The sequence below is a fragment of the Paenibacillus sp. Marseille-Q9583 genome, assembly GCF_976954365.1.
Genome location: NZ_CDRJTB010000010.1, coordinates 37,460 through 61,303 on the forward strand (window position 1 = coordinate 37,460; position 23,844 = coordinate 61,303).

Genomic DNA, 23,844 nt, shown 5'->3' on the forward strand with positions numbered 1-23,844 from the left:
ATGGATATATTACAAAATATAATTCGAGTAGATTTAGATCAGCTTCCTTTCCTGCTCATTACAATTTTAATTGCTTTTACAGTACATGAATTCAGTCATGCATATTTCGCGAATAAGTTCGGTGACCCAACGGCAAGATTACTTGGCCGCATGACGCTTAATCCTGCTGTTCATTTCGATTTCTTTGGTATTTTGCTGCTGCTAGTTGCTGGCTTCGGTTGGGCACGTCCGGTTCCGGTAAACCGCGATAACTTTAGTCGTCCTCGTCTCATGGGAGTCATCGTGTCAGCTGCGGGACCAATCAGTAACCTGCTCTTAGGAATTATTGGTGCTATAATATACGGTGCACTTGCGGCAACTGGAGTTCTAGATAATATCTCGAATGATCGCATGCTCGAGGCTGTATACTTATTCTTTGGCACCTTCATTCAATGGAACTTCTTTCTGTTTCTGTTCAATCTTATTCCGCTGCCGCCACTGGATGGCTATCGGATTGTGGAAGATATCGCCCCGCGTTCGATCCGCGGCAAATTACAGCAATTTGAACAATGGGCTGTATTTCTCTTTTTATTGATTCTGTTTATTCCTGGGCTACGGACGTATACGATTGATCCGCTCGCAGGCTGGGCTAGTGAAATGTCGAGAACATTCGTACAGCTATCTCTAAGAATTTTTGGCAGCTAAGGCAAGGGATGAAGTCTGTTCAACCTTTGTAAAACATTGTATTATGTAATTTGATCAAAATTTGATCATTAATTTTCGTCTGACCAAACCTTATATTTCTTGAAGAAACGGGTGACGTCCATATAAGGGCGACTAAGCCGTTTCTTCAAATATAAGAAAGTATAAGTATCAATCTATACTTTATGACTTATATTTTTCGACTAAACGCTTACCGTCCTTATAAGGACGCCGAAGGCGTTTATATTTGTTACTGAATTTATGAACAGGATGATGATGAGATGCAGCGATATTTCGTTACACCGGAGCAGTTTGGTGCGGATACCGTGAGAATTGATGGGGAAGATGCCCGTCATATCGCTAAAGTGATGCGTGGTAAGGCAGGGGACAAGCTCATTGTTAGCGATGGTGTTTCCCGTGAGGCATTAGTAGAGATTGCGCAGATTGAAATTGGGGAAGTCACTGTGAACATTTTGGAGTCCCTGGAGATGACGCATGAACCTCGAATTAAAATTACAGTCGCTCAGAGCTTGCCTAAAGCCGATAAGATGGAAACTGTCATTCAGAAGTGTACAGAGATTGGTGCTGTAGGCTTTGTTCCTTTTCTGTCAGAACGCACAATAGTGCAATACGACGAGCGTAAAGAAAGCAAACGACTGGATCGCTGGCGTAAAATTTGTAAGGAAGCTGCCGAACAGGCTCATCGGAACATCGTTCCATCTGTAGGATCACCGTTGTCCTGGAAGCAGCTTTTGCAGGCTTTTAGTGAGTATGATGCTGTTTATTTCTGTTATGAAAAAGAGGAAGGCTTACAGCTTCGAAGCAGCGTCGCTCCATGGTTAGCATCGCTTTCACCGCAGTCTAGCGTGAAAGTGATGGTTGTGGTAGGTCCTGAAGGAGGTTTTACTCCGGACGAATGCCTCAAGGCAGAAGAAGCCGGGGCAATATCCGTAGGACTAGGACGGCGAATTCTGCGCTGTGAGACAGCGGGCATGGTTGCCGCTGCTTGTATATTATATGAATCTGGAGAAATGGGAGGAGCTTAAGAGATGCCATCCGTAGCGTTTTATACTTTAGGTTGTAAAGTGAATTTCTATGATACCGAAGCCATTTGGCAGCTATTTAAAAATGAAGGTTACGAGCAGGTTGATTTCGAGGGTCCCGCCGATGTATATCTGATTAATACTTGTACAGTAACTAACACAGGTGACAAAAAAAGCCGTCAAATGATCCGACGCGCCGTGCGCCGTAATCCAGAGGCCATCGTAGCCGTAACAGGCTGCTACGCACAAACCTCTCCTGGGGAGATTCTGGATATTCCTGGAGTTGACCTTGTCATCGGTAACCAGGACCGCGATCAGATCATGACACATGTGAAGAATATTGAAGCCTCACGTCAGCCGGTCAATGCTGTGCGTAATATTATGAAGACACGTGAGTTCGAAGAGATGGATGTGCCAGGCTTTGCGGATCGGACGCGTGCTTTTATGAAGATTCAGGATGGTTGTAACAACTTCTGCACCTTCTGCATCATTCCATGGTCGCGTGGACTTTCTCGCAGTCGTGATCCAAAAAGCATCGTAGCTCAAGCGCATCAATTGGTAGAAGCAGGGTATAAGGAGTTTGTACTAACGGGTATTCATACCGGAGGTTACGGCGATGATCTTGATAATTACCGTCTTTCCGATTTGCTGTGGGATCTAGATAAGGTGGATGGTCTAGAGCGGGTTCGTATCAGTTCTATCGAAGCTAGTCAGATCGATGAGAAGCTGCTTGAGGTGCTGAACCGTTCCTCCAAAATGTGCCGTCATTTGCATATCCCGCTGCAAGCCGGTCATAATGATATGCTGAAAGCGATGCGCCGTAAATATACAACAGAAGAGTATTACGCCAAAATGCAATTGATCCGCCAGGCGATGCCAGATGTCGGGATTACCACTGACGTTATCGTTGGATTCCCGGGCGAGACCGATGAGATGTTCCGTGCCGGTTACGATTTCATGAAGGCTGTGAATTACTCGGAGATGCATGTGTTCCCGTATTCCAAGCGGACAGGTACTCCTGCAGCGCGGATGGAGAATCAGATCGATGAGGAGATCAAAAATGTACGCGTGCAGGAGCTGATTGATCTATCCGAAGAAATGCAATTAGCATATGCCCGTAAGTTTGTAGGACAGACGCTTAGTGTGATTCCGGAAAGATCCCCTAAAGGAGCTCCGGGCCGCAATATCCAGCATGGATTCAGCGACAACTATTTGCAGGTCTTCTTTGATGGAGAGGATTCACTTCAAGGAGAACTTTGTGAGGTGAAGATCACCGAAGCTGGTGTGAACGAATGCCGAGGCGAACTGATCGGGGTAAGTCAGAGCGGTCTTAAGCAGGCAGTCCTTTAAGTAATAGACTTTAGTTAAAAGACAGCAAAGGAGCAAATCTCCCCTTAATGGAGAATTGCTCCTTTGCTTGTTTGGCGTTAGCTGAGAAATGCAACCGCATAGCAGAGGAATAGCTGCTACATGTGAGGGGCATAGCTTTCTCCTAATCTTGCGATTTTCTATGGAGATACCAGCATACTTTTTAGCCATTTGAGCATACTTTCGGACTCCAGGGACAATATTCTTGGAAAAGTGGTACATATATTAGCAGTGATTTTGTAAAGAAGCCCAAAACTGCGCCCGTATCGCCCGTATCGCCCATATCGCCCGGAAGGCGCGAAAGGTGTGAAAGGTGTGAAACGTGAGAAAGAGGGGTATAAATCCCCCAGATATCGCCCGGAAGGTGTGAAACGTGAGAAAGAGGGGTATAAATCCCCCAGATATCGCCCGGAAGGCGAGAAAAGTGAGAAAGAGGGGTATAAATCCCCCAGATATCGCTGAGAAGGTGGTGCGGAGCGTCTGAAAGTGAAGCTTTCGCTTACAATCACTATAAATGACTTGTACTAAGTCATCTTTTTAACTCTTTTATGGACGAAACTGGCATGATGAATCCTGATTGTTACGCAGAAATAATGTAGCTATTCCAGATAGCGACTTCATACACGTAGCGCCAAGAAGTGGTCAGATAAGAGCCGGGGGACCAGCAGCCACAGTAACTCATTGCTTTTGGGGTCCCCTGCATGATCAAAAAAACATCCGCAGGATCATAAGAGAAATAACACCCGTAAGTACAGTTCCTAGCAAACTCCGGGTCTTTATAGCGATCCAAAAAGTAGGGATTGCCGCAAAAAGCTCAACGTTATTAGCTATAGGCGGGAATTTTCCATCATTTAAGAGGATCTCCTGACCTATTAGTGCCGCCATAACAGAGATAGGAACATAATTTAACCAGCGCATTCCCCATTCAGGCAATTCGAATCGGCTTAGAATCATTAATGGAACCACCCTTGGAATGAAGGTTACCAAAGCCGCCCCTATAATAATTAAAAATACATCCCATCTCACTTCCATTTTTCAAGCACCATCCCTACTGTTGACGCAATGACCGTTGCAATAATGATACCTACACTACCGGAGAATACGAAGGAGCTAGCTACAGCGATGATTACTGCTAGGATTGCGACAACTAAATCAAGTTTTATTTTATTACGATCAATCATGGAAATAACAAGGATGCCAATGAACATGGCAGGTAAAGCAAACTGTAGACCGAATTGCTCTGGATCAGAAATCCACTGTGCCAAAAAAGCTCCTGCTATATTCGCAATAAACCAATTTAAATAGGCAGTGAGATTAAGGCCGTGCATCCATTTTTCACTGATTTGTTGCTTATTCACTGTTTGATTAATAGCAACTCCAAAGGTCTCATCTGTCAGCAGGGTTCCAACCAGCATGTTTCTCAGTGGGGTAAGATGCCGGAAATAAGGTGAAAGAGCTGCACTAAGCAAAATATGACGAAGATTCACGATAAATATCGTAACGATAATAGCAGCAGGTGAGCTGCTTACAGCTATCATTCCAGCAGCTATAAACTGTGCAGAACCGGCATAAAGCATCAGACTTATCAAGGCAATCTCAGCAATGCTCAGCCCGGCGGTCTTTTGAACAACACCTGCTGCAAGTCCAATACTCAAATAACCGAGTAGTGTAGGAATGCAATCTTTTACCCCTTTAAGGAAGCTATCCTCCTCTTTTGGAGTAGGGATTCTCTCTAGTTGAAAGTTCTCTATACTCATCGTAGCCCCCTTGGTTCAAAAAAAGAATGTAGTAGCTAGCATATTACTTCCTAATATATTGATCAACCCTCCACCTGATTATCTAGTCTGAAAGTCCTGAATTTGGCTTTATGGAGTTATAGGGTAAACACTTGGTGTACAATTGTCGATATAAGTAAAAGAGTGTGGGGATAAACCACCAAACGACATTATAACCTAAGGGAGAGAACAAATGACTGTGTACAGGAAAATGACGAAAATGCTCCTCATCATGATATTGTTAGCTACTGCGGTTTTTCCGGTAAGTGTCTTTGCAGCTGCCGGCGATATCAACTCGATTGAGTTTGAAAGCTCAGCCAAAGTGCAGCTTACGGTTGGACAAACGCCAAAGCAACTGAAGGTATATGCGAATGTGGAAGGGTCCTCCTCCAAAAGAGATGTGACTGGAGCAGTGGTATGGAATTCTTCTAACACTAACGCTGTAAAAGTAGTAAATGGCTTATTGACTCCAATAGATAGCGGAAAGGCTATTATTACAGCTACTTATAATCATGCACTCGCTACTATAGAAGTAGAGGTGTCACATCCGATTAAAGAATTGAAGCTTGAATATAGCTCCGAAGGGAACTATAAATTGGGTGACGAAGAGGATAAACTGTTGGTCAAAGCCAATGCAATTGGTGGCGAAACAGCGACTTCTGCCAAGGATGTAACGGCTGATACCACTTGGAGCAGCTCCAATACAAGCGTATTGACGATTGCAGAAGGTAAAATCACACTGGCGGGTGAAGGTACCTCAACCATTACTGCCAAATACAAGGACTTAACAGCAACCTTTAAAGCTGTAGTCAAATTGCCTTATTCTGAAATTGAGCTTAAAAATGATAAGGGCATCATAATTAAGGAAATTGAAATGCTCGTTGGCGATAATCCGGTGAAAGTAGCTGCGTTTACCAAAGAGACTACAAAGACGACCGCAAATGATATTTCAGAGAAGGCGGAATGGTCTTCTTCTAATACAAGTGTCGCTACTGTAGACAAGGGAGAAATCAAAGTACTGTCCGCAGGAAAAGCTGTAATTACAGTATCTTATCTGGGGATTACACAAACTGTGGATGTATATGTACGTGCTCCTTACGAGGCGTTATTGCTTACTCCATCAGGCGATCAATTCTTGTTTATGGGTGAGAGCTTGAACGTTAAAGCAGAAGTTCGAGATGCTGCGAATTCCACTCCGAATGTATCCAGTAGTGCAGTATGGAGTTCGGACAACCAACTTGCGGCGACGGTTACTGCGGGTACTGATGCTGCAGCGATCACCGCAAAAGCAGTGGGAACATCGGTTATTAAAGCAGAGTACAGAGGGATTAGTAAAAGCTTTAAGTTGACGGTATATCCTACGATTACTGAGTTGGAAGCTGATAAAAAGGAACTGGACATGTACACAGAGGATTCCGTTAGTTTGCCAAAGGTCAACGGAACCAAGCTAGATGGAACGAAGCTGGATTTCAGTCAAGAAATCGAGTGGACTTCTGCCAACGATGAGATCGCCACCATCAAAGATGGCAAGCTCGTTGCTGAAAAGGCTGGTACTGTTAATATTGTCGGCAAAATAAAATCAGAGAATCCTACCTCCTCCAAAGCGGCTATCCGGGAAAAAAGTGTTGTAGTGAGTGTTACAGTTAAAGATAAGGTTCATATCCTGCTCGGACCAGAGGAAAACGTTGTGATTGTTACTGGTGAAGAGAAGGCTGTTCCTGAAGTCAAAGCTGTGATGGAAAATGGGAATGAACTCGATGCTACAGGTACTATGGAATGGGAGATTACCGGTACGAATGCAATTATCAAGACAACCTCTTCCGGTAAGGTAATCAAAGGACTGGTGAAGGGTTCTGCCACTTTAAAGGGAACCTACGCTAATAAGACTATTAGTATTCCGGTTACTATTGAACAAAAGGTTACTAAGATTGTTGTAGAACCGAATGCGATTGAATTGAATATTAAAGGTTCTAAATCCATAAAGGTAACGGCTTACTACTCTAATGGTAAGACGGGGAATATCTCCAGCAGCATGAATTGGGAGTCCTCGAATGAAGCAGTTGCCACGGTTAAAAGTACATCTGTTAAAGCCATAACAGAAGGAACTGCGACGTTATCAGGTTCTTACCAAGGGCTCGCTGCTAGTGTCAAAATTAATGTAGTTCCTAAGCTAATGAAGTTGACTGTCAACGAAAATAGACTGAAGATGGCTCCGGGAGCTGTTCAGAATGCAGTTGTGATTGCGCAGTATGATACGGGGAAGACCGCTATTGTTACTGGAAGTGCGGCGTGGACTAGCTCTAAGCCTTCTGTAGCTAGAGTATCTGCTAGCGGCCAGATTGTAGCTGTGAGCAAAGGAACGGCATCTATTAAAGGAAAGATTGGCACCAAGACAGTGACGGTAACCGTTACTGTGAAATAGATAAAACAAATCATATAATAACTCTATAAGTGGTCTGGGTCTGCAAAGCCAACATTAATGTTGCTTTGCAGATTTTTTTATTTTAATCTATATTAATTCCTACTATTCCGATGTATAATTACTTAAAATAAAAAAGAAGCGTTGGGGGAGATGAAAATATGGCAAAACAAAAGGTGTTATCGATTAAGACGATTGTTGCGATTGGTATCGGTTCTGCTTTATTCGTTATTTTGGGCAGGTTCGGTTCGATTCCATCCGGAATTCCAAACACTAACATTGAAACTACATACGCTTTACTGGCATTGTTCGCATTGTTGTACGGTCCGTTTGCCGGATTACTCATTGGCCTGATCGGACATACACTGAAGGATGCGATTTTTTATGGTTCCCCTTGGTTCAGTTGGGTGATCGCTTCTGGCATTGTTGGGCTCGTTGTTGGTCTGCTTGTGGCTAGAATTGGGATTCATGAGGGGGAGTTCGGACGAAAGGAACTGATTCGTTTTAATCTGGCTCAGATTGTAGCGAACGCAATCGCCTGGTTCTTAGTAGCACCTGTACTGGATATTCTAATCTATGCAGAACCAGTGAATAAAGTATTCACACAAGGACTTATCGCCGGAGCATCCAATATAGTCACTGTAGCAGTGATTGGCTCACTACTCGCAATTGCATATGCAAAGACAAGAACGAAGCAAGGCAGCTTGACCAGAGAAGCCTGAGTAGCATATAATCCAAACCAAAAGCCGGTGGAGATCACCGGCTTTTTTATGGCTGTAAAACATATAATGGAAGTGAAATTCTTCAAACGAAGCTAAGAGGAAGGTCAAGGATGAAAAAAGCAGTGATTGAATTTAAGGATTTTAGTTTTCAATATCGAGCACAGCAGGAGCCTACACTCACAGATATCAACTTAACGATTGCCGAAGGGGAAAAGGTACTTATCGTGGGACCCTCTGGTTCTGGAAAAAGTACACTGGCTCATTGTATAAACGGACTCATCCCATTTGCCTATAAAGGTGAAATGTCTGGGTCATTGCGAATTATGGGTCTGGAGCAGAAAGAACTTAGTATTGCAGCATTGTCGGATCAGGTAGGGACTGTACTACAAGACCCGGATGGACAATTTGTTGGATTAACGGTTGGAGAGGATATTGCCTTCAGTCTGGAGAATCACGCGGTTCAACAGGCCGAAATGATAGAAAAGGTAGTGGCTGCGGCAACAGCCGTGGATATCCACGAATATTTGGAAGCGTCACCTCAGGAATTGTCAGGTGGTCAGAAGCAGAAAACGACCTTAGCTGGTGTTCTGGTTGGTAATGTGGACATCCTGTTGTTTGATGAGCCGCTGGCAAACTTAGATCCATATACCGGCACAAAAGCGATTGAGCTTATTGACCGAGTGCAAAAAGAGACCGGTAAAACGGTTATTATTATCGAGCACAGGCTCGAGGAAGTACTTCACCGTACGGTGGACCGAATTATTGTGATCCATGACGGACGCATTGCGGCGGATATGCCAGCCGCTGAGCTATTAAGCACTCGCTTACTTTCAGAAGTAGGTATTCGGGAACCTCTCTATTTAACGGCTTTAAAGTATGCAGGATGTACGATTGCATCAGATATGAATCCACAACATATAGATGAAATTCGGCTGGACTCTTGCTCCAGCAAGCTTGAGTACTGGTATGTTAACAATAATTCGCAGCAGGATAAACGTGAGAGTCTACCTATCCTTGAGCTACATGATGTTTCATTCGGTTATGAGAAGAGCAGACCAGTACTTCATAAACTCAACCTTCTTATTCATAAAGGAGAAATGGTCTGTATAGCTGGGAGAAATGGTGCTGGGAAATCCACGGTATCTAAGCTTATCTGTGGCTTTTATAAGCCCACTTCCGGTTCGGTACTGATGCACGGAAGGGATATTGCCAAGGATACGATTAAGGAGCGGGCAGAGCGGATCGGTTTCGTGATGCAGAATCCTAATCATATGATTTCTAAGACGCTTTTATATGATGAGGTTGCACTAGGCCTTAAATTACGAGGGGTGTCTGAGGAGATTATTCGTGAGCGAGTGCATCATATTTTGAAAATATGCGGTCTATACGCTTTTCGTAGCTGGCCTATCTCTGCGCTTAGCTACGGACAGAAGAAACGTGTGACTATTGCTTCTATTATGATCTTGGAACCGGAAGTGATCATATTAGATGAGCCGACTGCAGCACAGGATTATAGGCACTACAACGAAATGATGGAATTTCTTTTGACGCTTCGGGAACAGGGAATGACAGTGATTATGATTACGCATGATATGCATCTTATGCTGGAGTATGCCGATAGAGCTGTAGTGTTGTCTGATGGTGTTAAGCTTGCTGATGATAGCCCTGAGCGAGTATTAACCAATATAGAAGTAGTGAGGAATGCTAATTTGAAAGAGACCTCACTATTTACATTGGCTATGAGGGTCCAATTGGATCAGCCAGAAGAGTTCGTAAGAAGATTTATTGCATACGACAGGAGGAGCCGGGGCGGATGAAGGCCACAATGTTAACTTTTACGAAGCAAGATTCACCTATTCACCGTCTTACAGGCGCCACTAAGCTGATTTTATTTATAGTGTGGTCTGTGACAGGGATGATTACATATGACACAAGATGTCTAATAGTGATGTTATTATTTAGTTTGATTGCCTTTAGAGTTTCTAAAGTTCAATTTCAGGATTATGCTTTCGTACTATATTTTATCCTGATCTTCTTTGTGCTTAATCATATAGCTATCTTTATTTTTTCTCCTTTGGAAGGTGTAAAGGTTTATGGTTCACGTCATGATATTGTTCATCTTGTAGGTCGGTATACCGTTACATATGAGCAGCTATTCTATCAATTAAATATTGCCCTTAAGTATGCAGTAGTCATTCCCATGGCACTGTTGTTCCTTCTAACGACAAATCCTAGTGAATTCGCAGCGTCTTTAAACCGGATTGGTGTGAATTATAAAATTGCATATTCTGTATCGCTTGCGCTGCGGTACATTCCGGATATCCAAAGAGATTATGAGAATATATCGTTCTCTGCTCAGGCACGGGGAATAGACATCTCCCGAAAAGAAAAGTTGCCTAAGCGGCTTAAAAATATCATTTCGATTCTAATGCCCTTGATTCTGACTAGCATTGAGCGAATTGAGAATATTAGTACGGCTATGGAGTTACGCGGCTTCGGAACTAAGAGAAAACGAACATGGTACAGCAGTCGTCCGTTCTCAAAAAACGACTATATTGCTTTGATCTTATTCGCTTTGATCGCAATATCTTCGACAGTAATCACTTTTTACGATGGATCGCGGTTTTATAATATTTTCGATTGAAGTATAATAGTACAGTTGTGGAAAGTTTGGGATCAGGCGTTACAGTATATTGTTACGATTGAAGACGTTTCTCCAGTCTTGACCATACAGGCAGGTAACATAATGGCAGTGCGATTAACGAGCATACTACATTAAAAATAGTCTGTGCATGGGCGATTTGTGAGGCGGCTCCTCCGCCAATCCATGCAGCAGTTGCTTGTAGGGGCCCAATAAGAGGTAGGAACAGTAGCGCACCGCTTACATTGAGTACAACATGCGACCAAGCGACAAAGACGCCAGAAGACGAGCCGCCGATGGAAGCGATGACTGCCGTGACGCAGGTACCGACGTTGGCACCGAGCACGATGGCTATGCCGAGCTCTGGCGGCATGGCACCCGAGGCAGCAATGCCCATGGCCATGGCGATAACTGCTGCGCTGCTATGTAACAGGGCAGTTAAGCAGGCACCAGCGGCGAGTCCCCATAGGGCACTTGTGGTAGCATGATTCAAGAACCAAAGGAATAGGCCACTCTCCTGAAGCGTCCCGCCAATGGACTGCATGACTGCGATTCCCCATAGGACTAGGGCGAATCCTGATACAGCCAGGCTGATGAATTGCAGCGGTTCTGATATTTTCCGGCATAGTGCTGCTGCCCGTGATGTATGCGGTAACTCGCCAGCTATAACCGCTGCGGCCCACAGACTCAGCGAGGCAGCCAGCAGTGGCGATGCCATGGAATTGATCTGAAGTCCGATCAACTCTGTGGTCAAAGTGGTGCCGATGTTGCTGCCTAGGATAATGCCAAGTGTACGGGCATAGGTGAGCAGGCCGGCATTCACCATACCGATCGTTAGCACAGTTACAGCCGTGCTGCTCTGAAGCAGGGCTGACAGTACACTGCTTGCGATCAAGCCTTTGATAGGTGTAGAGGTTGCCTTATTCAGGCTTGTAGTTAACAGTGGCCCTGCAAGCTTGGACAACGCTGTTTCCATTAGCTTCATGCCAGCCAGAAAAATGACAAGACCATATATAATAGGGAAAAGCAGATCACGGAACATTGGGCATACTCCTTTGGACGAGGGTTGTACACCAATATATGAAAGTAACGTGTAGGACATGTATAAAATCATTTTTAGAGAAACAGGGAGTTGAAGTCATTGGCATCGGTTATTTTAGAACGCAATCGCAAAAAAAGATTAGAACAGGGCCATCCATGGGTCTACGCAGGTGAAGTTGCATCAGTTGAAGGAAACCCAGAAGCAGGGGGATTAGTAGATGTCCTAAATCATCAAGGCCGTTTTTTGGCCGTGGGCTATTACAATCCAGCATCGCAAATCCGGGTGAGAATTGTATCGCAGGGACCACTGGCGATCATGGATACAGCTTTTTTCGTAGAACGGTTTACGAATTGTCTGCAACATAGAGAACGTTTCCTCCCTGGGGCAGATGCATATCGTTTGGTTTATGGCGAGGCGGACTTTTTGCCAGGGCTTATTGTGGATCGGTTCGGGGATATTCTGGTTGTACAACTCCTTACACTCGGAATGGACAAGCGCCGTACAGAGATTGTTGAAGCACTTGTACAGGTTATGGCACCGCGTGGTATTTATGAACGCAGTGATGTTAGCGTGCGCGAACTGGAAGGGATGGAGCAGACTACAGGTGTGCTGTACGGGGAATGCCCACGTCATGTTACCGTAAGTGAGAATGGCCTTAAGCTGGTAGTAGATATCGAAGAGGGCCAAAAGACAGGCTACTTCTTTGATCAGCGTGAGAATAGAGCATCTATTGCCCCACTCATGAAGGGCTGGGGTGGACGAAGTGGCATTACGCTGCAAGAAATCGAAGCAGAAGATGGCTCGTTACAAACTTTGCCGGTAAACAAGAGTGGTAAACACGTAACCTTCCCTTATTGGGATGGTGCTACAGTGCTGGAATGTTTCTCGCACACAGGCAGCTTCACTCTGCATGCTTGCAAGTATGGTGCGAAAAAAGTAACCTGCCTTGACGTTTCCGCTCATGCCATAGAGAGTGCCAAAGTCAATGTGGAGCTGAATGGTTTTAGTGATCGAGTGGAATTTGTAGTGGATGATGCTTTTGCCTACCTGCGCAATCAGGTAAAAGGTCTGGAGGAACGATCGGAGCGCGCGACGATTGCAAGCGGAACGGAATCAACAGTAGCGTCTACAAATGCTAAATCCGGAGGCAAAACAACCAAAACGGATACCTCCAAGCCGATGACAGCAGGTGGAGGTAAAACTTGGGATGTAGTTATCCTAGATCCTCCAGCGTTTGCGAAAACTAAAAGTGCAGTAGCAGGTGCTTGCCGTGGTTACAAGGATATCAATCTACACGGCATGAAGCTGGTTAACGAAGGCGGATATTTGGTTACTGCAAGTTGTTCTTACCACATGCAGCCGGATCTATTCCTTGAGACGATTGCCGACGCAGCTAAAGATGCAGGTAAAGTATTGAGACTTGTGGAATGGCGTGCCGCAGGCAAAGACCATCCGCAGATTCTAGGCGTTAACGAAGGACACTATCTGAAGTTTGCGATTTTTGAAGTGCGGAGTAAGAAATAAGCTGGCTGTTCACATATAGGTAATGGATTTTAATCCGTAAAAGGAGTCTTCGATCGAGGCCTCTTTTTACGGATTTTTTGCTATGTTCTAAGAAGAGTAGGATTCGGGATTAACAAGGTATGTCCGCTTAGTCCGAAAAGTTGCCAAAACAGCACGAATTTCATGAATAGCGACTCCTGAGTCCGAATGTAATCCAGAAGGTATAAGCCGCTGTAGTGCGGCTTATACTTTATTTTGATGGAAGTCACGATCAAGCTTAATTTTGGGCCTCGGGTACATCATAAGATAATCGATTTACAGGTCGGATCAACAACTTTATCAAGGTGATTTTCCATTACAAGAGGGATATTTTATCGGTTATAGGCCGGTAGAATAGTCGGAAAGGTAGGACCAGAAGTTTCAAAAGTGAAACAGGGGTTATCCCTTTCAATATTGTATCTCACTTCATACGAGCTAATATTTAACTACTGGCTACTCAGAAAATTGTAAGGTAATATCGCCGTTATTTGTATAAGCAGATAATTTTTTCGAACCATTCTCTTTATTGGCAGGCAAATTGCTATCTCCTTTCTTTACCTTGCTTAAGATCGCGAAATCATCATATGACCCTAGAATTGAACCGCTAATATTTCCGTTTTTTGTTTCAAGGGTTATAGCCGTCCCTACATTCAATTTGTCCAGTTGGATATTTCCGTTATTTATGTTTACATCCACTGTCCCTAAAAACACGATTGTCGGTAATACAATACTTTCATTTGATGTTTTTAAAGTCAAATTTTTTAAAGTTGCATCAGGTATCGATACCTGAATAGTTCTGGTTACTTGCGAGCCTTTTCCTCCGATATAGTCGTTCCATTCCTTATTACTGTCACTTACCATTGACAGTTCTTTATCGTCAGATAGATCAATCTTGTAAAAATCTTTCTCACTTTCATAGTAAACAATATGAATTTGTTCATCTTTAGATTGGAGGATATTTATTTTTTTGTCCTTTACATCAATTGTTAAGGTATCAATCTTTTGGGCAGGTATGATGTAATTTTTTTCCTCCATGGAAGTGGAGTCGGAGGAACATCCTGCTAATGAGATCAATAGTGTCACTAATATGCCTATAGTAGTTAGTAATTTTTTTGCAGTACTTTTCATTATAAAACGCTCCTTCGTTAAATCATTTTTCTTTTAAATATAGCCAGTCCTACGAATGCTAATCGTAAGCTGCTATGCAGACAAGTTCCGATATGCAACAAAGCATTAGAGTTGAACATAATGATCTTGAAAAAGTCTATCCAAATATGTTGCAAGGCTTGGATTGGAATAAATACACAAAATGATAGTCAATAAAGTAGGATCTGTCAGCCAACCATACCAATATGACTGCAGACAGCAATACATGTTTGATAATCCTTTGATACATGATTTAGTTCTTCATATTTGCCTTCCTCTCTGGGAATAAATTCATTTTGTATTTCGTTGCGTTTATCAGTCGCATATGTTTTAATCATCATAAACTTTTGTGTTACAAAAAGGTCAAGAGGGTAGATATGAACAACTATTTTACAATTAAGCAAGCAGCAGAGATCGTAGAGATGACCACTGAGACCTTGCGGCACTATGATCGTATTGGATTAGTCAAGCCATACCATAAAGATGAATTGTCGGGATATCGATACTATTCCGAGCAGGAGCTCGTAAAGCTGCAAACCATTGAACTGCTCAAAGCAATGGATCTTACTTTAATGGATATTAAAGATATTTTGCAGCAGAATGATCTCTCTAAAGTAATTGCATTTCTAAAACAAGCAGAAAAAAGAGCAGACGATAAAATTGCTCGTCTGCAGTATGCAAAATCGAAAATTAAACGTGCCTATCTACATTATGAAAATAAGTTCCACGACGGTTATAGTCAAAGTGAAAATTACTTTGTCAGACACATAGAGGAAAGGGTAATTATGCTTTCGAATAAAATGGAAAGCCCTACACTTAAGAATTTATGGGACTATCACAGACATTTCTATCAACAAATTGAAACGTCTCTGCATTCACAATTTCTGTTTGAAGATATGGCAGGAATGTTCACGGCTGAAGGAATAACACGATTATTTGCTGTTTGCTTGAAATATCCGTCTTTAGAGGGTCTGACTGTGCTACCAGAAGGGGACTATCTGTGTGCAATTTGTACCGAAGAGAATAAGAATGCTGTATTACAAAATTTACTTGAAAGGGCAAAGACGGAATACGATGTGTGTCCAGATTTTGTTCTTCATAACATTATTGTGACTGGAATATTGCAGTGGGATTATCAGATACAACTGTTCATTAAAAAACGCTCATGTTAGATTAAATACAAAGGAAAAGGTTAGGAAAAGAAAAATGTTGATTGAAAGTCGCTAATTTAGCGGCTTTTTTTGATTAAGGAATCATGTTTCTTGCCCCTGACTGAGGACAAGAACGTTATACTTCGCCGATTAGATAAATATTTAACTATAGTTCAATGTTATCTATTAGCTATCTGGCAGATTAACGCTATAAGCCTCTTAGGATAATATGCGTTAGTTCAACGACAACAGCGGCAGTCTCAGACTTTATTTATCAAATCTTGGTCCGCCGCTGCTTCTTTTAATGGATCAGTCTAAACGTTATTTTTCAAAAGCAATGATTTTTCAATTCAAAAACTGCGTTAAATCCAAACAGAAAGCATCGAACGTTGCGCACCGGGTATTAACAAACTAGAAATACTAAACAGCAAGTCACCAAAATACGTTAGTTCTGTTTACTTCGTAGCTTTTTTATTGTAAATCATTAGAAAATACTAGCAAACGCATGTTCTGATTTGTGCAGCTATGTTATACTGAGGGGACGAGGAACGACTGAACTTTTTCATTTGAACATTATCAAACGGTGAGTATTTCACCTTGTTTCATATACATTTTCTCCGCTACGGAAGGAGTCTATCATTTATGTCGGTAACCTTTTTACTAGGCCGCTCTGGTAGTGGCAAGACAACAAAAATATGGGAGTCTATTTCTTCTTCATTAGAGAAGGAGCCTCTTGGCGCGCCGATCATTATTCTTGTACCGGAACAAGGTTCCTTTGGAGCAGAACGGGGGCTTTTGACCGTAGGGAATGTGAAGGGAAGCATTCGGGCGCAGACACTGAGCTTTTCTCGGCTTGCCTATCGAGTGAAACAGGAAACTGGAGGCAGCGCTAGTCTGCCGATCAGTGAAGAAGGTAAAAAGATGTTGATTTACAAAATCATCAGTCGCCGTAAAGAGGAACTGAAATTATTTGGTGCCTCTGCCGACAGACCGGGTTTTGTCGAACGGTTGAATCAACTGCATACGGAGATGAAGCGTTGCTGCTTGGCTTCCTCTGATTTAGAGGAGCAGTTATCCGCAATGCGAGGCGCTATTGCAAGAAGTCCTATTCTTGAAGGCAAGCTGGATGATTTACAGCTGGTGTTCAGCGATTTAGAGAAGGAAATGTCACGCCTCTATATCGACGAAGAGGATCGTTTAGCGGAACTAGCTGAGCATATTCCTGATTCCTCTTACATTCGCGGGGCGGAGGTTTGGGTTGATGGGTTCCACGGCTTTACCCCGCAGGAATTCGTAGTGCTTCGTGAATTGATGCAGCAAGCATCGAAGCTGACCGTGTCCCTTACACTTGATCGTTCGTATCCCTATGGAGATCAGTTGAATGAGCTTGAATTGTTTCACCCAACTGCGGTTACTTACATTAAACTGCGTGGAATAGCTGAAGAGCTAGGCATTGATGTGTGGGACGAGCTTCTGGAGCCAGCGGTTCTTCCGCGTTTTGAAGAAAGTCCTGTTCTTGCTCATCTCGAAAGGGGATATGACCGCCGAAAGGTCTGGATGGGTGCAGATGAACTGGCAAATGAAGCGATATCTATAGGCGCAGCAGTTTCTCACAGAGCAGAGGTTGAGGGAGCACTGCGTGAAATGATCAGACTGGCGCGAGATGAAGGTGCGAAATATGGTGAAATGGCCGTATTGATGCGTAATATTGGAGATTACGAGCAACTGATTAAACCGTTGTTCCAAGATTACGGAGTGCCTTTTTTTCTGGACCAGAAGGTAAATGAGCTGCATCATCCATTGGTAGAGTTTGTACGTTCCGCATTGGATGTGGTGCGTCGACGCTGGCGCTTCGAGGATGTATTCCGCTGTGTAAAGACAGAGCTTTTGCTACCGCTGGACGGCAGTATAACGCGTGAGGATATGGACGCCTTAGAGAATTATGTGCTGGCTTGTGGGATTCAAGGGTATCGCTGGACGGATGGCCGTTCATGGAAAGGGATTCCTAGCTTGTCGCTGGAAGGCGGCAGACAGATGGATGAAGAACTGCTTGCTACAATGGAGCGATGCCGTGCTAGTATAACGAGTCCTCTATTTGCTTTTGAGAAACGGATACAGAAGAGTAGAAGCGGCCTTGAATTATGTACCGCAGTGTACAAGCTGCTTGATGAGACGAATGTTGCCCGAAAGCTGGAGAAACTTAGTGTCGGTGCTATGGAGAAGGGGCAACCCGAGAAGGCTAGAGAACATAGTCAGCTGTGGGGTGCAGTGCTTGATCTGCTAGATCAGATCGTCGAGATGATGGGCAACGAGAGACTTGAATTTGATGTGTTCAGCGGAGTCCTAGAGACAGGACTTGCTGAGCTTAAGATGGGACTTGTTCCTCCCGCGCTCGATCAAGTACTGGTTGGTAACATGGATCGGACTCGACCAACGGGAGTTAAATACGCTTTTTTGCTTGGATTTAATGAAGGTGTTGTACCTGCGCAGTTTAAGGAAGATGGAATTCTCTCGGAAGGCGAACGCTCTGTGCTTGAGAACGCCGGTATGGAGCTTGCTCCTGGTGCTTCTCGTAAGCTGCTGGACGAGCGGTTTTTGATCTATAATGCGCTAACGACAGGAAGTCGAAAGCTCTGGATTAGCTACGCCACTGCTGATGATGAGGGCAAGGCGCTTCTTCCCTCTGAGGTAATCCGTCATTTGCATAGAATGTTCCCAAGGGTTCATGAGCACAGCTTGGCAGCACTTCCCCCTGCAGGACTACCAGAAGAAGTCAGAGATTCCATTCACCTTGGTTACATTGGTCATCCAGAACAGAGTCTTCGTGCATTGATTATGCAGCTGCGCCAGTGGCGCCAGGGAACGGAGATACCTGAATTATGGTGGGATGTGTATAACTGGTTCGCTGCTGATGATATTCGTAGTCTCGAATTGAAACGTCTGCTCAGTTCGTTGTTCTATCGTAACGTGGGAACGAAGCTAAAGCGTGGAACAAGCCATAGATTGTACGGTGGATCGACACTGCGAGGCAGTGTGTCCCGGATGGAGAAGTTTGTTGCTTGCTCTTTCTCCCATTTTGCATCTTACGGACTTAGACTAAAGGAACGCCAGCTATATAAGCTGCAAGCACCTGATATTGGACAACTGTTCCATGCTGCGTTAAGTGACATGGCGGTAAGACTGAAAGAAGAGGGCCGTGGCTGGGGAAGCTTGTCTCCAGAGGAATGTCGGCGTGAGGCAAGTGAGACGGTAGAACGTTTATCGCCGATGCTGCAGGGTGAAATTCTGATGAGCTCTAAACGTTACGGATACATCTCACGCAAGCTAAAAAATATTGTTGGACGTGCTTCTGTAATTCTAGGCGAGCATGCCCGCCGAGGCAGCTTTGAGCCGGTAGGGCTGGAGCTGGATTTTGGACCGGATAAGGAGTTGCCTCCTTTAAGAATTACGCTGCCGAATGGCTGTGTGATGGAGGTTGTTGGACGGATTGACCGTGTAGACATGGCCCGTGGAGAGAATGGAATTCTTCTGCGAGTGATTGATTATAAATCGAGTCAGAAAGACCTCAAGCTGCATGAAGTGTACTATGGATTATCGCTACAGATGCTGACCTATCTGGATGTGCTGCTTACGTACTCGGAGCAATGGCTCGGGCAACCGGCGCTTCCAGCAGGGACACTGTATTTCCACGTACATGACCCACTGTTAACCTCATCTAATGGGATGAACAAGGAACAGGCAGAACAAGAATTGCTGAAACGCTTCAAGATGAAAGGACTGCTTACAGCAGACCGCGAGGTAGTATCCCTGATGGATACGACTTTAGACAAAGGGTATTCTTCTATCGTGCCTGTAGCAGTAAAAGCTGATGGCAGTTTTTATAGTAGTGCTTCTGTAGCTACACCAGAGCAATGGGGACACTTATTATCATCTGTTCGGGGAACGATCTCGGAAATCGGGACACGCATTACGGAAGGTGATGTGGCGATTGAGCCGTACCGGATTGGGCAAGAGACAGCCTGCACATTCTGTTCCTTTAGACCCGTCTGCCAGTTCGATGAAGCCGTGGAAGGCAATGGCTACAACAATCTGGGTAAGCCAGGGAAGGACGTTATTTGGGATCTGCTGTCCCGCAAAGGAGGAACTACACCGTGAATATGAAGTCTGAAATAGAAGCGAAACCGGAAGGAAGCATATGGAGTGATGACCAGTGGCGCGCCATCGCTGAGAGCGGTGATGATATCCTCGTTGCCGCGGCGGCAGGTTCCGGTAAGACAGCGGTACTTGTAGAACGGATTATTCGCAAAATCAGCAAGGAAGAGAATGGCTTTAGCGTAGATAGATTGCTAGTAGCTACGTTTACCAAAGCTGCTGCTGCCGAGATGCGCCAGCGGATTAGGGAAGCACTAGATCGGGAGCTGGAGGAGAATGGAGAGAATGACCATTTACGCCGTCAGCTGTCGTTGCTCGGGAAAGCTTCGATTACAACACTACATTCCTTCTGTCTGGAAGTGATCCGGCGTTATTATCAGATTATTCCTATAGATCCTGGTTTCCGTATCCTGAACGAACATGAAGCAGAGATGATGCGGCAGGAGCTGCTTCAAGAGCTACTGGAGGAAAAATACGGTGAAGTAGGTGAAGATGGCGCGGATAGCGTATTTGTACAGCTTGCTGACTGGTTCAGTGGTGAACGCAGTGATGATGCGGTACATGCGCTCATACAGCGACTGCATGATTATGCCCGTAGCCATCCTTGGCCAGAGCAGTGGCTTCGTGATACCGCAGCTGATTTCTCATTACCAGACACAGATAGCTTAGGTCGAACTCCTTGGGTGCTAAGTATTCTTGAAGAAGCGAAGCTGACCCTTGCGGGTGCAGCCAGTCAGCTTATCCAAGGCCGGGAAATCGCGCTACAGCCGGGTGGTCCTACGCCTTATGCCGAGAATTTGACGACTGACCTTGAGATGGTAAATGCATTGCAGGAGGCTGTGAATGAACGGCCATGGGCAGAATTATATGATATTTTCATGGAAGTATACTTTGGAAAATTGAAAGCTTGTAAGAAGGATTCGACAGATCCTGGACTGCAGGAAATGGTTAAAGAACTGCGCGATAGTGTGAAGAAGAGTATTTTAGATCTTCAGAAGGCATTGTTTGGCCGTCCTGCTGATGTTTTTTTGAGAGAACTGAACGAGGCGGCTCCTCTTATGGCAGAGCTTGCTGAGACGGTGATAGCGTTCGGTGAACGTTATAGAATCGAAAAAGCAGGACGGGGTCTCGTCGACTTTAGTGATTTGGAGCATTATTGTCTGCAAATTTTGCGCCATCCTGATTCCCTGCCGGGACATTCCCTGCCTTCTGATGCAGCGATGGAGTACCGTGCTCAATTCGATGAGGTTCTGTTAGATGAATATCAGGATACGAATAGTGTGCAAGAAGAGATTGTGCGGCTTATATCCCGCGAAACACCTGGTAACCGATTTATGGTCGGAGATATGAAGCAAAGTATTTATCGGTTCCGTCTGGCAGAGCCGGGGCTGTTCCTGGATAAATACCGTAGCTTTGGCTCTAAGAATGCCGGAGGTGGCAGCAATACAGTTGGCGAATCCGAGTTAAGCGAGTTATCTGAGAAGCCAAATGAATCGTCCGGCGGTTCGGTTATCGATCTAGCCCGTAATTTCCGTAGTCGTATGGAGGTTGTGAACGCCGTAAATATGATTTTTCGGCAGATTATGAACGAGACGGTGGCGGAGATTAATTATGACGAACGTGCTGAGCTTGTGTATGGTGCGAATTTCCCGGGTGCAGCAGAGAAGGGGCCAGATACTTTTTTTGCGCCAGAGCTATTGTTAATCGATCGCGGAGCGGCAGCGGGTAAAGTAGAAGAGGCTGCTGAGGACGGTGAGACTCCACTTCAGGAAAGTGAAGCCATTGAGAGTGAGACTGCGCAGCTGGAAGCACGGGCGATAGCTCGGCGTATATCACAGATGACTGGCCAGAATGGCGGATCTCCGCTGCTGATTTATGATAAGGGGCTTAAGATTATGCGCCCGGTGATTTATGGTGATATCGTGATTTTGCTTCGTTCGGCGAGAATATGGACCCCTTTAATCATTGAAGAGCTTCGTATGGAAGGAATCCCTGCTTACGGAGATCTGAATAAAGGATATTTTGAAGCCACAGAAGTAGAAATTGCACTCTCACTCTTAAAAATAGTCGATAATCCTCAGCAGGATATTCCACTCGCTGGTGTGCTTCGTTCACCTGTTGTTGGTCTAACTGAAGAGGAACTGGCTACAGTTCGGATGTACAGCCATGGTTCTTTCTATCGTGCTGTACAAGTGGCAGCGAACATACAAGATACAAAAGAAGCAGAGGAAGAATACGATCTTTTCTCGGCTCATGTGATAGAAACAGCAAGTGCGGCGGAAGAGAAAGTTACCTCAGATAATAATAACGATGAAATCATTAATGAGGTAGAAGCTGGAAGTGGAGCTTTACCGCAAATCAGCCTAAAGCTGAAGCATAAGCTTAAGAGTTTTCTAGAACGGCTTGAAAGCTGGAGAGATGCGGCTAGACAAGGCAGTCTCAGTGAGTTGATCTGGCGTATTTATGGTGAGAGCGGTTATCTGGAATGGGTTGGAGGCTTGCCTGGAGGCTCACAGCGACAGAACAATCTTAAGGCTTTGTATGATCGGGCTGTTCAATTTGAGAATGATACTGCGGCGCGTGGGTTGTTCCGTTTTCTGGTATTCATTTCACGGCTTCGTGAGAATGGCGGAGATCTTGGTGTAGCTGGTGGTGGCGGTGAAGAGGGGAATGGGGTCAGAATTATGACCATCCATAAATCCAAAGGCTTGGAATTTCCTGTTGTTTTTATAGCGGGTATGGCGAAGCAGTTTAACCGGCAGGATTTGCATTCTCCTTTCCTGATGCACAAAGAGCTTGGCTTCGGACCACGTTTTGTGGAGCGGGAAACACGGGTCAGCTACCCAACGCTTCCTTATTTGGCTATTAATCGTCGTACACGACTTGAATTATTGGCTGAGGAAATGCGGGTATTATATGTAGCTTTGACTCGTCCGAGAGATAAGATGATTCTAGTCGGTACCGTAAGAGATTTACCACGGAAAATTGCCAGCTGGAGCAGTGTGCAGAATCGTGATGAGCTACTGCTTGCTGATCATTTACTAGCCCGGGGTCGCAGCTATCTGGATTGGGTTGGTCCGGCATTGATCCGGCATCCGGCGGCGGCTATTCTTCGTAAGCTAGGCGGTTCTGAAGGTACCGTTTCGACAGTGCTGCACAGCGATGTCTCGAACTGGAGCATCAGTGTGCAGAATGCTTCCGAACTGAATTCCGGGGCGTTCCTTCCTTCGGATAACTCTGAGGACAAAGCAGAAGAACGTCAATCTGTCCTCAAGGCGCTGCAAAAAGGTGAATCTGTAAGTGTCTATGGATCAGAGAATAGCGATGAAATTGCTAGAAGACTAGAATGGCCTTATCCGTTTGCGGCTGCCTCTGGTATTCCTGCCAAAACCTCCGTTACGGAGTTAAAAGCTTTATTGTCGATGCAGGACCAGCCTTCTTATGATCTCCTAGAGGAAGGCAGCTATCCTGTTAAATCAACAGAAAACAATAAACGTCCAAATGTAGCAGGAGCAGACAGTCTTCATTTGCGGCGTCCGAAATTTATGGAAAAGCGCAGCCTAACCCCAGCGGAGCGCGGGACAGCTTACCATACGGTTATGCAGCATATTCCGCTGGAGGGTTCAGTTGATCCTAAAGTTGTGGAAGAAACATTAGCCCGCCTGCATAGAGTGGCTATTCTAACTGCTGAGCAGGTGGAGGCAGTGGCTCCCGAGCAGATCGAGGCTTTTTATACGAATGAACTTGGTCGTAGATTAATAGATTCTACTTGGAAGCTTAGAGAAATGCCGTTCAGTTATATGGTTTCCGCAGGGGAAGCTTATCGAGGGCTTGATTATATGAATAAAGCCATCTCAGAGCTAAGCCCTGAGAATAATAATGAAGGCTTTAGTGAAGCTGTGCTGATCCAAGGGGTGATTGACTGCCTGTTCCGTGAAGAAGACCGGATCATTCTGCTAGACTATAAGACGGACTCTGTTTTAGAACATCAGGGTGGGTTAGAAGCGCTTAAGGAAAAATATCGTTTTCAGCTAGAGTTATACAGCAAGGCATTACATGATATTTTGGGAGAACCGATCAGCGAGATTTGGCTGTACTTTTTTGACGGCGGACATGCTGTGAAATTATAAATCTATTCATTACCGCATAGGAGCGGGGAAAG

Annotated in this window: 15 protein-coding genes; 11 read left to right on the plus strand and 4 right to left on the minus strand. The window is 44.7% G+C overall.

The genetic code is table 11. From position 1 onward, the window contains the following. The 3 genes from ACWNM1_RS07160 to mtaB all read left to right on the plus strand — a co-directional run bounded on the left by ACWNM1_RS07160 (position 1) and on the right by mtaB (position 3,074). The gene (locus tag ACWNM1_RS07160) at positions 1-684 is read left to right on the plus strand and encodes a site-2 protease family protein (RefSeq protein ID WP_042190984.1); all 684 of its coding nucleotides are present in this window, start codon (positions 1-3) and stop codon (positions 682-684) included. A gap of 278 nt (positions 685-962) precedes the next feature. Next, complete coding sequence (locus tag ACWNM1_RS07165) at positions 963-1,727, plus strand: RsmE family RNA methyltransferase (protein WP_449600475.1); 765 nt, start codon at positions 963-965, stop codon at positions 1,725-1,727. A 3-nt stretch (positions 1,728-1,730) separates the two neighbouring features. Further along, positions 1,731-3,074, plus strand: a complete 1,344-nt coding sequence (gene mtaB / locus ACWNM1_RS07170) for a tRNA (N(6)-L-threonylcarbamoyladenosine(37)-C(2))-methylthiotransferase MtaB (protein WP_449600476.1) — start codon at positions 1,731-1,733, stop codon at positions 3,072-3,074. 723 nt (positions 3,075-3,797) lie between these two features. Here mtaB and ACWNM1_RS07175 read toward each other — a convergent pair. Beyond that, positions 3,798-4,124 carry an AzlD domain-containing protein gene (locus tag ACWNM1_RS07175; protein WP_449600477.1) on the minus strand — a complete coding sequence of 109 codons (327 nt, stop codon included), beginning with the start codon at positions 4,122-4,124 and terminating at the stop codon, positions 3,798-3,800. Beyond that, positions 4,115-4,849 carry an AzlC family ABC transporter permease gene (locus ACWNM1_RS07180; RefSeq protein WP_449600478.1) on the minus strand — a complete coding sequence of 245 codons (735 nt, stop codon included), beginning with the start codon at positions 4,847-4,849 and terminating at the stop codon, positions 4,115-4,117. The genes ACWNM1_RS07175 and ACWNM1_RS07180 overlap by 10 nt, the downstream gene beginning before the upstream one ends. Before the next feature lie 211 nt (positions 4,850-5,060). Between ACWNM1_RS07180 and ACWNM1_RS07185 the strand changes: the two genes are divergently transcribed. The 4 genes from ACWNM1_RS07185 to ACWNM1_RS07200 all read left to right on the plus strand — a co-directional run bounded on the left by ACWNM1_RS07185 (position 5,061) and on the right by ACWNM1_RS07200 (position 10,652). Continuing rightward, positions 5,061-7,289, plus strand: coding sequence for a hypothetical protein (locus tag ACWNM1_RS07185; protein ID WP_449600479.1), 2,229 nt, complete (start codon positions 5,061-5,063; stop codon positions 7,287-7,289). A gap of 158 nt (positions 7,290-7,447) precedes the next feature. Continuing rightward, positions 7,448-8,008: an ECF-type riboflavin transporter substrate-binding protein gene (locus ACWNM1_RS07190; protein WP_449600480.1), complete on the plus strand. Its 561-nt coding sequence runs from the start codon at positions 7,448-7,450 to the stop codon at positions 8,006-8,008. Between the two features lie 110 nt (positions 8,009-8,118). Beyond that, positions 8,119-9,825 (plus strand): ABC transporter ATP-binding protein, encoded by a 1,707-nt coding sequence (locus ACWNM1_RS07195; protein WP_449600481.1) that lies wholly within the window; start codon positions 8,119-8,121, stop codon positions 9,823-9,825. Further along, positions 9,822-10,652, plus strand: a complete 831-nt coding sequence (locus ACWNM1_RS07200) for an energy-coupling factor transporter transmembrane component T family protein (RefSeq protein WP_449600482.1) — start codon at positions 9,822-9,824, stop codon at positions 10,650-10,652. The genes ACWNM1_RS07195 and ACWNM1_RS07200 overlap by 4 nt, the downstream gene beginning before the upstream one ends. A 52-nt stretch (positions 10,653-10,704) precedes the next feature. Here the strand turns inward: ACWNM1_RS07200 and ACWNM1_RS07205 are convergent, their stop codons facing one another. After that, positions 10,705-11,691 carry a Na/Pi cotransporter family protein gene (locus tag ACWNM1_RS07205; RefSeq protein WP_339243204.1) on the minus strand — a complete coding sequence of 329 codons (987 nt, stop codon included), beginning with the start codon at positions 11,689-11,691 and terminating at the stop codon, positions 10,705-10,707. 99 nt (positions 11,692-11,790) lie between these two features. Here ACWNM1_RS07205 and ACWNM1_RS07210 point away from each other — a divergent pair, with 99 nt between their 5' ends. Next, the gene (locus tag ACWNM1_RS07210; RefSeq protein ID WP_449600483.1) at positions 11,791-13,215 is read left to right on the plus strand and encodes a class I SAM-dependent rRNA methyltransferase; all 1,425 of its coding nucleotides are present in this window, start codon (positions 11,791-11,793) and stop codon (positions 13,213-13,215) included. A 471-nt stretch (positions 13,216-13,686) separates the two neighbouring features. Here the strand turns inward: ACWNM1_RS07210 and ACWNM1_RS07215 are convergent, their stop codons facing one another. Further along, a complete protein-coding gene (locus ACWNM1_RS07215) occupies positions 13,687-14,361 on the minus strand; it encodes a DUF4097 family beta strand repeat-containing protein (RefSeq protein WP_449600484.1) in 675 nt (224 codons plus the stop codon). Positions 14,362-14,756: 395 nt separating this feature from the next. Here ACWNM1_RS07215 and ACWNM1_RS07220 point away from each other — a divergent pair, with 395 nt between their 5' ends. From ACWNM1_RS07220 to addA, 3 genes are all read left to right on the plus strand, one after another. Next, a complete protein-coding gene (locus ACWNM1_RS07220) occupies positions 14,757-15,551 on the plus strand; it encodes a MerR family transcriptional regulator (protein WP_449600485.1) in 795 nt (264 codons plus the stop codon). 621 nt (positions 15,552-16,172) lie between these two features. Next, positions 16,173-19,685 (plus strand): helicase-exonuclease AddAB subunit AddB, encoded by a 3,513-nt coding sequence (gene addB, locus ACWNM1_RS07225; protein WP_449600486.1) that lies wholly within the window; start codon positions 16,173-16,175, stop codon positions 19,683-19,685. 2 nt (positions 19,686-19,687) lie between these two features. After that, positions 19,688-23,812, plus strand: a complete 4,125-nt coding sequence (gene addA / locus ACWNM1_RS07230) for a helicase-exonuclease AddAB subunit AddA (protein ID WP_449600515.1) — start codon at positions 19,688-19,690, stop codon at positions 23,810-23,812. The last annotated feature ends 32 nt before the right edge of the window (positions 23,813-23,844 follow it).